Annotated in this window: 14 protein-coding genes; 3 read left to right on the forward strand and 11 right to left on the reverse strand. The window is 72.8% G+C overall.

Annotation, left to right across the window (positions count from 1 at the left end; translation table 11 throughout):
* Positions 1-64: 64 nt before the first annotated feature.
* On the forward strand, positions 65-505 hold the full coding sequence (locus tag ACFO0B_RS25635; protein ID WP_378615132.1) for a hypothetical protein: 441 nt from the start codon (positions 65-67) through the stop codon (positions 503-505).
* A gap of 10 nt (positions 506-515) precedes the next feature.
* Here the strand turns inward: ACFO0B_RS25635 and ACFO0B_RS25640 are convergent, their stop codons facing one another.
* From ACFO0B_RS25640 to ACFO0B_RS25685, 10 genes are all read right to left on the reverse strand, one after another.
* The gene (locus ACFO0B_RS25640) at positions 516-1217 is read right to left on the reverse strand and encodes an LmeA family phospholipid-binding protein (protein WP_378615133.1); all 702 of its coding nucleotides are present in this window, start codon (positions 1215-1217) and stop codon (positions 516-518) included.
* 80 nt (positions 1218-1297) lie between these two features.
* Positions 1298-1696 carry a hypothetical protein gene (locus tag ACFO0B_RS25645; RefSeq protein ID WP_378615134.1) on the reverse strand — a complete coding sequence of 133 codons (399 nt, stop codon included), beginning with the start codon at positions 1694-1696 and terminating at the stop codon, positions 1298-1300.
* A 63-nt stretch (positions 1697-1759) separates the two neighbouring features.
* Complete coding sequence (locus ACFO0B_RS25650) at positions 1760-2035, reverse strand: hypothetical protein (RefSeq protein WP_378615135.1); 276 nt, start codon at positions 2033-2035, stop codon at positions 1760-1762.
* Between the two features lie 173 nt (positions 2036-2208).
* Complete coding sequence (locus tag ACFO0B_RS25655; protein ID WP_378615136.1) at positions 2209-2775, reverse strand: hypothetical protein; 567 nt, start codon at positions 2773-2775, stop codon at positions 2209-2211.
* Between the two features lie 12 nt (positions 2776-2787).
* Positions 2788-3792 carry a papain-like cysteine protease family protein gene (locus ACFO0B_RS25660; RefSeq protein WP_378615137.1) on the reverse strand — a complete coding sequence of 335 codons (1005 nt, stop codon included), beginning with the start codon at positions 3790-3792 and terminating at the stop codon, positions 2788-2790.
* 288 nt (positions 3793-4080) lie between these two features.
* The gene (locus ACFO0B_RS25665; RefSeq protein ID WP_378615138.1) at positions 4081-4479 is read right to left on the reverse strand and encodes an ATP-binding protein; all 399 of its coding nucleotides are present in this window, start codon (positions 4477-4479) and stop codon (positions 4081-4083) included.
* 1 nt (position 4480) lies between these two features.
* A complete protein-coding gene (locus ACFO0B_RS25670) occupies positions 4481-4822 on the reverse strand; it encodes an STAS domain-containing protein (RefSeq protein ID WP_378615316.1) in 342 nt (113 codons plus the stop codon).
* Between the two features lie 2 nt (positions 4823-4824).
* On the reverse strand, positions 4825-6804 hold the full coding sequence (locus ACFO0B_RS25675) for a glycosyltransferase (protein WP_378615139.1): 1980 nt from the start codon (positions 6802-6804) through the stop codon (positions 4825-4827).
* Positions 6801-8030 (reverse strand): PP2C family protein-serine/threonine phosphatase, encoded by a 1230-nt coding sequence (locus tag ACFO0B_RS25680; RefSeq protein WP_378615140.1) that lies wholly within the window; start codon positions 8028-8030, stop codon positions 6801-6803. The genes ACFO0B_RS25675 and ACFO0B_RS25680 overlap by 4 nt, the downstream gene beginning before the upstream one ends.
* Entirely contained in the window at positions 8027-8884 is an 858-nt protein-coding gene (locus ACFO0B_RS25685; RefSeq protein WP_378615141.1) for a glycoside hydrolase family 26 protein, read from the reverse strand. Before ACFO0B_RS25685 ends, ACFO0B_RS25680 begins: the two co-directional genes overlap by 4 nt.
* Positions 8885-9261: 377 nt before the next feature.
* Between ACFO0B_RS25685 and ACFO0B_RS25690 the strand changes: the two genes are divergently transcribed.
* On the forward strand, positions 9262-10572 hold the full coding sequence (locus ACFO0B_RS25690; protein WP_378615142.1) for a serine/threonine-protein kinase: 1311 nt from the start codon (positions 9262-9264) through the stop codon (positions 10570-10572).
* A gap of 18 nt (positions 10573-10590) precedes the next feature.
* Positions 10591-11331, forward strand: coding sequence for an SDR family NAD(P)-dependent oxidoreductase (locus ACFO0B_RS25695; protein ID WP_378615143.1), 741 nt, complete (start codon positions 10591-10593; stop codon positions 11329-11331).
* Here ACFO0B_RS25695 and ACFO0B_RS25700 read toward each other — a convergent pair whose 3' ends face one another.
* Positions 11332-12267 (reverse strand): AraC family transcriptional regulator, encoded by a 936-nt coding sequence (locus ACFO0B_RS25700; protein ID WP_378615144.1) that lies wholly within the window; start codon positions 12265-12267, stop codon positions 11332-11334. It lies immediately after the preceding gene.
* Between the last annotated feature and the right edge of the window lie 22 nt (positions 12268-12289).

Genomic DNA, 12289 nt, shown 5'->3' on the forward strand with positions numbered 1-12289 from the left:
CCGACGGAGTCATCCGGCCGGGGCGAGCGGGGATCCGAATGCTCGACGGGGGAGGGCTCGAACCATGAACATTCGACGACTGGGCGCGGGGCTGGCGGCATCGCTGGGGATCGGGGTGCTCGGCGGCGCGACAGCTGTTCCGGCGCACGCGGATCCGCTGCCGCAGTTCGCGCCGATCGGCACCACGCTCTACACCTTCGGTGACGCGAACTTCTGCGCCGGAGCGATCTCCGTGGATCTGGAGGCGGCGCCGAAGCGGCCCGGGTTCGTGCGGGCGCGGGTGACGCCGCAGGGGTACCTGAGCGGGCCGTGCGGCAACCACGTCATGATCGGCTGGGTCGGCTCGGCCGGCTTCCGGCACCAGGACGTCTACGTGCGCACCGGGGCCCAGCGCGGCAAGACCGTGACCGTCGACCTGTGGGTGGGGATGGGCCCGGCCAAGATCATGTCGAGCAGCTGGCCGATCCAGGGCCCGTTCGCCGAGTGGTACCTCTACGTCCCGTAACTCCCGGTGCTCAGGGCAGATCGGCGAAGTGGACGTCCGCGGCCGCTGCGCTGACGTGCAGCCCGTCGGCGGCCGCGCGGATGGCGGTGATCTCGGCGCCGAGCGGCAGGTCCTGCAGCGGGATGGTGAAGGCAAGGGTGCTGCTGAGCACCGAGATCGGCACCGCGGGGCCGCCGATCGCGGCCTGCACCGAGGTCGGGGTGAGTTCGATGCCGTCGGCGGTGGGCGCCATCGCGAAGACGATGGTCGCCGGTACCGGGAACGGCAGCCCCTCCACCGGGAAGGTACCGGTCACCCGCAGCCCGTCGGGGCTCTCGGAGAGGTCGCGGACGCCGTCGTCGGCGAAGCGCCGCACGGTGTCGTAGGGGACCACGGCCTCGGCCGTCGCGCCGGCGGCGACCAGGGTCGAGGTGTCGCCCGCGATCAGGTCGGCGAGCGGGGCGGTGACGTCGGTGAGGGTGAGCCGCAGGTCGCGCACGGTGACGTCCTGCGCGCTCCACTCGCCGGCCCGGACGTCGATGGTCTCGTACCGGCCGTCGGCGGCCTGGGTGAGGAACGGGAAGCCGCCGATGTCCACCGCCGGATCGCGGTCCAGCGCGTACTCGGCGGCGATCCGGCGCCCGATCTCGTTCTGCGCCACCACCACCGCGATCCGGTCGCCCGCGATCAGCGCGATCGCCGCGACCACGATCAGTACTACCAGCGCGCGCATGCGCTCACCTGTTCGGTCACCGCACCATCATCGCGGTTGCGGGCCTGCGGGGCGAGCCGATTCGCGCTGTCGGGCGCCGATCAGGGCGCGTCCAGCACGCCCGCGGGGACGCCGTAGGGCAGGAACCGCACCCGGCGGCGGTCGTCGGTGTTGTCGCGGTGCGCGCGCAGCGCTTCGAGTTCGCTGGGGAAGACCTGGTCGACCCTGGCCGCTCCGCCCTCGTCGACGGTGTAGATCACCCAGACGCCGCTGCCGGACTCGCCGGTGGTCTCGCCCTCGGGCTTCGGTGTCGTGCGCGGCTTCTCCGGCTGCGGCGCGAACTGGCCGAGCAGCGCCGCCAGCGAGCCGACGCTCGCACCGTCAACGCGCTCCAGGTACCCGCCCGCCTTGCCGATCAGATCGCGCAGCTCGATTCCCGCCTCACGCAGCGCGCGCTCGAGGTCTTCCGGGTCGAGGCCGAAGGGCCCGTTGGTTGCCATCGCATGTGCTCCTGGGGGACGAGTCGATTCACTGTGTCCTCGAGTGTCCTCGCGAATCGCCGATCACGCCACGTCGGTCACCGCGCGGGTGACGCACTCGTCCTCGCGGAACACGAATCGGTCGATGCGCGGCTGGTTGCCGATCACCTCGGCCGTGGCGGCGGGATCGACCAGCGGGCCGACGAAGGCGTAGTAGGTCCACTCCCGCCCGCTGCCGTCCCGCCGCGGGGCGCGGCCGAACCGCAGCTCCCGCACCCGCCGCCACAGCCCGGTGCCCGCGGGATCGGCCACCACATCCCCGAGACCTACCTCGGTCACCGCCACCGATTCGGTCCGCATGTGCTGATTCTGGCAGCCGCGCCGCGCGCCGTCGCGCCGGAAACGGCAGTGCCCGAGCCCGGTCACCCCAGGTTCTGCGATGACCGGACGCGGGTGGGGCGCGCCGGCGTCAGCGCGGTACGTCGTGTCCCGGCGCGACGACGGCTGTCAGCCGGGCAGGCCCGGGGCCGCGCTCAGGGCGGCGGGCTCACCGTGCGGGCGAGTTCGGCGAGCTCGCTGAGGAATTGCGCGGCGAGGACGGGTTTGCCCTCCTTCCCGATCGGCGTGGGGTCCAGCGGGGCGAGGATGTCGGAGATCGGGGAGTGCAGCCACAGTGCCATCACGTACAGGGCGGGGATGCGCAGCAGCCGGAGCTCGAAGCCGGCGGCCGCGAGCTGGGGCAGTTTCCGGACGACCTTCAGGGCCCTGTCGGTGGCAAGGACGAATGGCCCCTCGGTGAACTGCGACATCTCCTCGGTGCCGTCGGGGGCCAGTGTGGTTTCGGCGCTGGCGATGATCTGCGAGCCGTCGACGACCAGGTAGCGCCAGCCCACCGGCTGTGCGGCTTCGAGACCGGCGCCCGCGGTGATGTCGTCGAGACCGAGGGTGAAGATCTGGTGGGGCGTGGACAGGTCGAGCTGGTCCTTGCGGGCCCCGCGCAGTGCCGCGGTCGAGAATTTCGCGCCGTCGGCGAACGCGCGCAGTTTTCCCTTGACCTTGTCGGGGACGTCGGCGGGCGGGTCGGGCAGGTGCAGTGGCATGATCGGTTCTCCTCAGCGCTGGGTCTTGTAGCTGACGGTCCAGGTTCCGGTGCCCTGGTATCTGTTGCGGAAGGCGTCGTAGGTGATATCGGAGTCGCCCTCCCACGGATCGGCGACGCTGACGTAGTCGACACCGTCGATCACCGAACGCCCCCGCACGGCGACGATGTGGCCCCCGCCGCCCCGCCAGGAGATGTTGACGATGACCGGTGCGTTCCTGGCCATCTCGGCACCGATCTGCACGGTGGTCAGGGCGGCGTTCGAGCGCACGTTGAGCCGCCCGATCCGGGTGAGCGCGGTATCGGGCCACCGGCCCTGGTTACAGGGCGATACCGCGCCCGCGCCGACGATGCAGTCGTCGCGTTCCAGCTCGGCGTTGGCCAGTCTGCCCTGGGTCCAGGGTGACGCCGGGTCGTAGTAGACCGCGGTGCTGACCGTGGCCGCGTTCCAGCACCACAGGGTCTGCTCCTGGCGCTGCATACGGAAGTCGAGGCGCTGATCGGCCATGGCCAGGACGAAGGTCTCGTGGATGCCGCCCGCGGCGCCGAACTGGGCGTTGACCGTCCCGCCACCGCTGCCGGTCGCCGCCGTCACCCCGCTGCCGTTCATGCGCAGGTAGACCTCCGGGAACGACACCGACTCGAGCGAGAACGATCCGTCCGCCTGGTCCCTGGCGTGGAACTTCTCCCACGGGCCGGGGGCGGTGGCGTTGAACTGGGCGTTGACCTTGCCGCCGCCGGTACCGGTCTGCGCGGTCACCCCGCGGCCGTCCAGGCGCAGGTAGACCTTCGGGAACGACACCGACTCGAAGGCGAAGGAGCCGTCGGTCTGGGGCCGGACCCGGAACCGCTCGGTGAGCCCCGCCCCGTACCGGCAGTTGACCGTGCCGCCGCCCTCGTCGGCCGGGGCGGTCACCCCGGTGGCGTCCAGACGCAGATGGACATTCGAGAACGCCGTCGACCGGATGGTCACCGGCGTCTCCCCGAGGGCCGAGAGGTCGGTTGCCGACAATGCCATGATGAACCTACTTTCGTGCAGGTGTGTTCCAGCGAATTACTGTTCGCCGCAGTGTTGTATCGAGAACGAATTGCGCGCCGAATAGCGGTGGTCCAATGTTTTCATGAACCACCGAAGGAAGAATCCACCCCTGTTCGCTCAATTATGCTGCGCACCAACGATGTTAGCTCGACCCGCAGGGGATTTCCCGGATACCGACCTGTCAGCGGAAAGAGGGACATCAATACCCGCGTGCACTTCTCGCTGGAAGAATTTTTCCGAATACGTACCGATCGCCCTGCCGGGGCGTCAGTCGAGCAGATGAGTGAGGGTCCAGTGGTTGCGCGGGCCCTCCCGGCGGTAGGTGAGTTCGTCGAGGACCTGGCTGGCCAGGGCCAGGCCGCGGCCGCGGTCGGCGAGCGGGTCCGGCATGGTGACCGCGGTCAGGTCGACCTCGGCGGGCGGGCCGTCGTCGGTGAAGCTGGCCTCGACCCGGTCCGGGCGCACCGAGACCTCGAAGCGCAGCGTCGCCGACCCGCCGTGCTCGACGATGTTGGCCGCGATCTCCCCGGTGGCCAGATCCAGGTGCAGCCGGACGGTCTCGGGCACCGGATGCGCGGCCCAGACCTGTTCGAGCGTGTCGTGGACGGCCGCGAGGGTGCCGGGGCCGGTGCTGGTCCGCAGCACGTGCGCGGCGGGGCCGGGCACGTCAGCCCTCGGCCCCGAAGGCCGTGTCGGCCGAGGGGTAGCTGCGCAGCACCCGGTTCAGGTTGGTGAGCGCGAGCACCGTCTCCACCTGCGCGGTCGGCGCGGCGATCCGCAGGTCGCCGCCTGCCTGACGGGCCGCCTTGAGCCCGGAGATGAGCGCGCCGAGCCCGGAGGAGTCGATGAACTCGGTGCCGCCGAGGTCGACCACCACCCTGGCGCCGGTCCCGTCGGCCAGCGCGTGCAGCTTCTTGCGCAGCTCGGGCGCCGCGATCATGTCCAGGCGGCCCTCCGGGCGCACCACGACGGCGCCGGATTCGGCGGTGCGGGTGGGGAATCGGCTCATCGTCATGCCTCCGGTTCGTTGCCGTGATAGCGCACTGCCTGGAACACCACGCTCAGGATCAGCAGGTCGAAGACCACCCACACCAGGTTCACCGTGACCCCGAGCGGGGAGATGGCGCCGAAGTACAGCCGCACCACGCCGACGACGACGGCGACCGTCAGCAGCACCATGGCCAGCAGCTGCCACTTCACGAGGTGCCAGGGCAGCGCGTCGCGGTGCTGCTTCGTCTTCGGCGTCACGGCGAAACCCAGCGGGCGGTCGAAGTAGACGTTGCGGAAGGCGGTGACGCAGGCGCGGATCCACACCGGGAACAGCGCCAGGCTGTACTGCTGGCCGCGCCAGGTCGGGGTACCGCGGCTCACTACCAGGAACAGCAGCTGGTTGAGCAGCAGGAACGGGATCAGCCTGCCGAAGAAGTCCCAGCTGTAGGCGGTCACCGGCATGATCCCGAAAACCAGGAAGATGATCGGGGCGGCGATGTAGGCCAGCGCGGCGAAACCGGCCAGGTAGCTCCACATGGTCGCGAAGTACATGAGCCGCTGCCCCCAGGAGAGCCCGCGCTGCACCAGCGGGTTCTCCTTGAGCATCACCTGCACGGTGCCCTGGGCCCAGCGCAGCCGCTGCGTGAGCATGGTGCCCACGTCGTCGGGGGCGAGCCCCCAGGCCAGCGGTTCGTGGTGGTAGGCGGTGTGCCAGCCCTGGGCGTGCATGCGCATGCAGGTGGCCATGTCCTCGGTGACCGAGATGGTGGCCATCGGCAGGATCGGCTGGGCCTCGTCGTCGCGCCCGACGTCGACCGCGCGGATCAGCGCGCCGATGGATCGCAGCGCGCCGAGCGGCGACCAGTCGCGCCCGGCCAGCGTGGCGAGTACCTCGTCGTCGAAGAGCACCGGGGCGGGCCCGCCGCCGCCGCCGGACTGGGCGCGCAGCTCCTCGATGGCGTCCAGGTCGGCGCGCATGGCGGCGACATCGGCGTCGACCAGGCTGCGGGTGGCGGCGTCGACGCGCTGCTGGAAGGTGTAGGTGAGCTCGGCCAGCGGCTCGTGGGCGCGCAGGTCGCGGCGGGCGTCGCGGACCGCGCCCGCGACGGCGTCCAGCGCGGCGCGCACCTGTGCGGTGTCGGCCCGGCGCCGCGCCGAGCGCAGGATCTTGCGGGCGGCGTAGAGGGTGCGGCGCACCCCCTCCTCGACGGCCTCGACGTAGCCGGCGATGCCGAGCCGCATGAGCGCCTCGCGGCGCAGCACCGCGTTCGAGCCGCAGAAGTAGGCGGCGTTCCAGCCGTCCTTTCCCTGCTGGATCGGGCCGTAGAACAGCGGGGCCTGGCTGCCGAGCGGGTCGGCGGCGGGGACGTTGACGAAGTACTGCGGGGTCTGCACCAGGGCCATGGCCGGGTCGTGGAAGTAGCCGAGGGTGCGGTCCAGGATCTCCGGTTCCGGGATCTGGTCGGCGTCCAGGATCAGGATGTACTCGGCGTCGGTCTCCATGAGCGCGTTGTTCAGGTTGCCCGCCTTGGCGTGGCGCGGCTTGTCGTCCCAGTGCGCGCTGCGGGTCAGGTAGTCCAGGCCGCGCTCGGCGGCGGCCGCGGCCAGCTCGCCGCGGTCGCCGTCGTCCAGGATCCAGGTGCGGTGCGGGTAGTGGATGCGCTGGGCGGCCTCCGCGGTGGTGAGCACCATCTCGACCGGCTCGTTGTAGGTGGTGACGAAGACGTCGACGGTCGCGCCGTCCGGGGGCGGCGGAGGTGTACGGCGGCGGTGCCACTGCCACATGGTCAGCCCGAACAGCAGCGAGTCGACCAGGCTGTAGGTCTCGGCGATCACCAGCGGCACCGCGATCCACCACGCCGACCAGTTCGTCGCGGCCAGCCAGCGCCACACCACATAGTTCACCCCGAGCGCGGCGGTGAGCACGATGAGCAACCGCAGCCACGGCGATGGCGTCGCCCGCGCGGTCGTGGTGGTGGTGGCGACGGCGTGCGCGCTCACTCCGGCTCCCGGCGGATCGCGAGCACCGTGGCGTCGTCGAGCGGCGGGAACCGGGCGGCGAGCTCGCGCACCGCGGCGCACAGCTCGCCCGGATCGGGGTGCGCGCGCACGAATTCCGCGACGGTGCCCGCGTCGCCGGCCGGGTCGAGCAGCTCGAGCAGGCCGTCGGAGGCGATGGTGAGGGTGTCGCCGGGTTCGAGGCGAAGGGCGCCTGCCGTCCAGGGCTCGCCGGGCACGATGCCGAGCGGCAGCCCGCCGCCGGGCAGCGGCGTCGTCTCGCCATCGGCTCTGGTCAGCACGGAGAGCCCGTGCCCCGCGTCGACGTAGCGCACGGCGCCGGTGTCGAGCTCCAGCCGGGCGTGGAACAGCGTGACGAAGGTGTCGGTGCTGGTGAGGTCATCGGTGAGCTGGGCGTCGACCGCGCCGACCACCGAGGCGGGATCGGGGCCCGCGCCCACCCCGCGCACCGCGCGGGAGGCACCGCGCAGCGCCGAGCGCACGCCCGCGGTGAGGATCGCGGCGCCCAACCCCTTGCCCATGACGTCGGCCAGGGTGAGGATCAGCCCGCCGTCATCGCGGTAGTGGTCGTAGAAGTCGCCGCCGACCGCGTAGGCGGGCAGGCAGGTCGCGCACATCCGGTAGCCGGGCAGGTCGCCGAGCGGGGGCGGCAGCAGCCTGCGCTGCACCGCGGCGGCGCGCTCCAGGTCGTCGGCGCTCTCGAGTTCGCGCTGCGCCCAGGACGCCAGCTCCCGGAACGCTGCCAGCTGGGCCGCGTCCAGCGAGCGCGGCACCGAGTCGTAGAGGCAGAAGGTGCCGACCGCGTGCCCGCCGGGGCCGAAGAGCGGATAGCCGGCGTAGAAGCGGATGCCGTCGGCGCCACCGACCGTCGGGAGCGCCGCGAACTCCGGAATCGCGGCGGCGTCCTCGAGGACCAGCGCGGGCTCGGCGGGCTCGGTGTAGGCGCGCACGATGGTCGCCTGGCACACGGCGTCGCCGCGCGGATTGTGCGTGCCGAGGTCGAGGCCGTCGAGCTGTTTGAACCACTGGTGTTCGCTGTCCATCAGGTTCACCGAGGAGGCGGGCACGCCGAACACCACGCGCGCCATCCGGGTGATCCGGGCGAAGCGCTCCTCCGGCGGGGTGCCCGCCAGGTGCAGCTGCTCCAGCGAGCGCACCCGCGCGGCCTCCACCTCGGGCGGCAGTGTGAACTGGGCGGTGTCGGTCATGATCGGGCCTCCGGGTCGAGCGCGGCCGCCATCGCCCGCGCCGCGGCGGGGCTGCTGCACAGCCGCCAGTCGGTCTCCTTGTCGTGGTCGAACCACACGAACCCGATGACGGCGGGGTCGGCGGCGAGCAGGGCCACCAGCTCGGTGATCCAGTCCGGTTTCGATCCGCCCGCCTCCGCGCAGCCGACCTCGGTGACCAGCACCGGTTTGCCGAGCTCGCGCAGCGCCGCCAGGGCGGGGCCGAACAGCTCGGCCGGCTCCACCCAGCGGCTGCCCGGGCGCGCGGTGCCCCAGTTGTAGCCGTCGAGCCCGAGCACATCGACGTAGTCGTCGCCGGGGTACCACTCCACCGGAGCCTGCGCGAAGGGCGCGTTCGGCGCCCAGATCCAGCGCACTCCGGGTGCTTCGGCGGCGATCAGGTCATGGATGCGGCGCCACGCGCGCACGTAGGACGCCGGATCGCCGGACCACGGATACCAGCCGCCGTTGAACTCGTGGGCGAAGCGCAGCCCGGCGCGGTGCGGGGCGAGCGCGCGGGCCCAGTCGCGCACGTGGTCGTCGTTGGCCCCGGCGGCGATGGCGGTGAGCGGGAACGCCGAGCGGTCGTAGCGGCCGTCGCCCAGCGCCCGCCACGGTTCCCAGGTGATGATCGGGGTCGCCCCGGCGAGCTCGGTGTCCGGCGCGGCCGCACCGAAATCGGTGAACCACAGCACGAGTTCGGGCTCCGCGCCCACCGCGGTCGCGGTCGCGGCGCGTTCGGCCGTCGCCGCTGGCCCGCCCGGCGTGCTGATTCCGAATCGGAGCTGTCCGCCGGCCGGTGGGCGATCGAGCACCGTGCCCGGATCGGTGCGCATCTCACTACTCCTCCCGGTAGCGGTGCTGTGGACCCTGAGGAAACCCTACCCGGCTATCTCTCCGCTAATCACCGGTTCGAGCCGCGCGGGTCGCGCAGGAGACCACGCAGCCGCAGCGGATGGTGGCCGTGTGCTCCGCCGCCGACCTGCCCGGTGTGCTCGCCGCACGCACCACCGCCGGTCCGGCGGCGCAGCGCCGGCGACGGATCGCTACCGTGGGCCGGATCGATCCCCGGCCCGCGTCCGGCCGAATCCCGCACCGGGTGCCGGACGCCGCGCGAGGATCGGATCGGCCGCGGCGGCACGCCGCCGTGGTTTCCGTCGCGGCGCAGCGGTCATTCCGGGACGGGGGAGCGGCGTACGAAAGGGTTCTGCACATGGGCGAGACGTGGTTCGGCCACTACCGCCTCGATCGGCTGCTCGGCAGCGGCGGCTCGGGCCGGGTCTGGCTCGCCCACGACACCGCCACCGACCGGGACGTGGCGCTCAAGGTGCTCGCCGCCGACCTGGCCGCCGACCCCGGCTTCCGGCGCCGGTTCACCCGCGAGGCCAGGCTCGCCGCGCAGCTGCGCGGCCCGCACACCGTCGCCATCCACGGCTTCGGCGAGCACGACGGCCACCTCTACCTCGACATGGAGCTCGTCGACGGCATCGACGGCGCCGCGCTGCTGCGCCGCGAGGGACGGCTCGCGCCCGGCCGCGCCACCGGGATCGTCGCCCAGGCGGGCGCCGCACTGGCGGCGGCGCACCGGATCGGGCTCGTGCACCGCGACGTCAAGCCGTCGAACCTCATGGTGACCGCTCAGGAGTTCGTCTACCTGATCGACTTCGGCACCGCCACCCGCGACGGGCAGCCGGCGATCACCGCCACCGGCAACCTCGTCGGCACCCTGGGGTACGTGGCGCCGGAGCGCTTCTCCGGCGCCGCCGACGCCCGCTCGGACCAGTACTCACTGGCCTGCGTGCTCTTCGAACTGCTCACCGGGCGCAGGCCGTTCGGCGACGGAGACTCCCCGCAGCAGGTGCTCGCCCACCTCATGACCGCGCCGCCGGCGGCGAGCACGCTGAACCCGGCCGTGCCGCGCGAGCTGGACGCGGTGATCGCGCGCGGAATGGCGAAGGAGCCACAGGCGCGGTTCGCCGATGTGGAGGAGTTCGTCGCGGCCGCCCGCGCCGCCGCTGGCGGGGCCGCTGTCGCGACGGCCGACATCGCGCCCACGACCGTGACCGGTTCCACGTACCGGCATCGGACTCCGCCCACCCTGCCGGAGACGCCCCGCGCGGGCAGCAGGCGTCCCCGGATCGCGGTCGCCGCGCTGGCCGGGCTCGCCGCCGTGATCGGCGGCGTGCTGCTGCTCGACCGGCCCGGCCCGGCCGGGAGCACCGAGGTCGCCCCGACGTCCCAGCCCACAGCCGCGGTGCCCACCGCCGCGCCGATCGCGCAGACGCCCGGCCCTCTCGTCCTCGACACCTGCGGCCCGGCGCACTGCACCGAGGCCGTCGAGGCGCCACCGCCACCGATCGTCGCGGGCCCCGGCGCCACGGTCGCCGAGCCCGGCCCTGCCGTCGCCGCCCCGCCGGAGCCCGGCCCCGGGAACGGCGGCTCCGGCGATGGAAACGGGAACGGCAACGGCAACGGCCGGGTGAAACCCGAGAAGCCGGACAAGCCCGCCAAGCCGGACAAGTAGCCGCCTAGGGTGACCGGCATGAGTGAGTTGTCGGGAAAGGTCGCGCTGGTCACCGGTGCGTCGTCGGGGCTGGGCGCGGCGGTGGCCCGGCTGTTCGGGCAGCGCGGAGCCACCGTCTTCGGCGTGGGCCGCGATGAACAGCGGCTGGCGGCGGTCTTCGCCGAGGTGCCGGGCGGGCGGTACGCGGTGGCCGACATCGCCGGGGCGCAACGCTGCCGCGAGGTGGTCGAGCAGTGCACGGCCGAGCTGGGCTGCCTCGACATCCTGGTCAACGTGGCCGGACAGCACGCCATGCGGCACACCGCCCGGGTCACCGACGAGGAATGGGAGCGCGACCTGGCGGTCAACCTGAACGGCCCCTTCTATCTCTCCCGCGCCGCCCTGCCGCACCTGCTCGAGGCGGGCGGGAACATCGTCAACGTCGCCTCGATCGCCGGAATCGAGGGCCAGGCCTACTCGGCCGGGTACTGCGCGGCCAAACACGGGCTGGTCGGGCTGACCCGCGCGCTCGCCGTCGAGTTCACCGCGCAGCGGCTGCGGGTCAACGCGATCTGCCCGGGCGGGATGCTCACCCCGCAGGTCACCGGCTTCACCCTGCCCGAGGGCGCCGACCCGAACCTGGTCATGCGGGTGGCCTCGCCGCGCGGGCTCAGCGAGCCGGAGGCCGTCGCCAAGCTCGTCGCCTTCCTGGCGAGCGACGACGCGGCCGCGATCCACGGCGCGATCTACACCGCCGACAACGGCAAGACCGCGGGCTGATCAGGCGGGTTCGCGCCGCCGCAGCCGGAATTCGCTCGGCGCCACCCCGCGCACCCGCTTGAAGGCGGCGCTGAACCCGAACGGATCCGAGTAGCCGACGATGCGCGCCACCTCGGCGATGCTGCCGTCCTGCTCGGTCAGCAGATCCGCGGCCAGCGTCATCCGCCAGCGGGTGAGGTAGGTCAGTGGGGGCTCGCCGACCAGCTCGGCGAAGCGTTTGGCCAGCGTGGAGCGGGAGACGCCGGTGCGCCCGGCCAGCGCCGCGACCGTCCAGGGCGCGGCCGGCTCGGCGTGCAGCAGCCGCAGCGCGGCACCGACGACCGGGTCGCGCTGCGCGGCCCACCACGCCGGCGGTTCGCCACCGGGCCGATCGAACCACTCGCGCAGGGTGCACACCAGCATCCAGTCCAGTAGCCGGTCGAGCACCACCTGCTGGCCGGGGACGTCGGCGCCGACCTCGGCGGCGAGGTGGTCGAGCACCGCGTCCCCGGTCCCGCCCGACCCCACCCGCAGCACCGCGGGCAGCGACTCGAGCAGCCTGCCGCTGATCTCCCCGCGCACCGGGTAGGCGCCCACGATCAGAGTGGTCGCCCCCGGCCCCGGCTCACCGCACTCCGCCCAGCCCAGCCGGTACCTGGTACCGCCCTGCTCGGGCCCCGAGCAGAACGCCCCGCAGGCCACCGGCGCGGCCGCGGTGCCGGGGTCGTCGACGAAGGTGAAGGTCGCCGGGCCACGCACCACGGCCGTCTCGTAGGCGCGCACCCGCTCCGGCGGCCCGTCCTCGGGCACAATCCAGCCCGCCCCCGACAGCACCGTGCACAGCGTGAGCGGCGCGCCGTCCACGAAGTGCAGCGACCACGGCGGGGTCAGCGTCGAGCTGCCGAACAACGAACCCTGCGCCCGCACCCCGCGAATCAGGTCACCGAAGACATCCACCCCGCCAGACTAGACGAATGGA

This window comes from Nocardia jiangsuensis (genome assembly GCF_042650385.1).
Classification (GTDB): Bacteria; Actinomycetota; Actinomycetes; order Mycobacteriales; family Mycobacteriaceae; genus Nocardia; species Nocardia jiangsuensis.

Coding starts and splice junctions, on each gene's coding strand:
- ACFO0B_RS25655 (WP_378615136.1), bottom strand. CDS start 2,775: ATGCCACTGCACCTGCCCGACCCGCCCGCCGACGTCCCCGACAAGGTC.
- ACFO0B_RS25685 (WP_378615141.1), bottom strand. CDS start 8,884: ATGCGCACCGATCCGGGCACGGTGCTCGATCGCCCACCGGCCGGCGGA.
- ACFO0B_RS25635 (WP_378615132.1), top strand. CDS start 65: ATGAACATTCGACGACTGGGCGCGGGGCTGGCGGCATCGCTGGGGATC.
- ACFO0B_RS25650 (WP_378615135.1), bottom strand. CDS start 2,035: ATGCGGACCGAATCGGTGGCGGTGACCGAGGTAGGTCTCGGGGATGTG.
- ACFO0B_RS25690 (WP_378615142.1), top strand. CDS start 9,262: ATGGGCGAGACGTGGTTCGGCCACTACCGCCTCGATCGGCTGCTCGGC.
- ACFO0B_RS25670 (WP_378615316.1), bottom strand. CDS start 4,822: ATGAGCCGATTCCCCACCCGCACCGCCGAATCCGGCGCCGTCGTGGTG.
- ACFO0B_RS25680 (WP_378615140.1), bottom strand. CDS start 8,030: ATGACCGACACCGCCCAGTTCACACTGCCGCCCGAGGTGGAGGCCGCG.
- ACFO0B_RS25640 (WP_378615133.1), bottom strand. CDS start 1,217: ATGCGCGCGCTGGTAGTACTGATCGTGGTCGCGGCGATCGCGCTGATC.
- ACFO0B_RS25660 (WP_378615137.1), bottom strand. CDS start 3,792: ATGGCATTGTCGGCAACCGACCTCTCGGCCCTCGGGGAGACGCCGGTG.
- ACFO0B_RS25695 (WP_378615143.1), top strand. CDS start 10,591: ATGAGTGAGTTGTCGGGAAAGGTCGCGCTGGTCACCGGTGCGTCGTCG.
- ACFO0B_RS25645 (WP_378615134.1), bottom strand. CDS start 1,696: ATGGCAACCAACGGGCCCTTCGGCCTCGACCCGGAAGACCTCGAGCGC.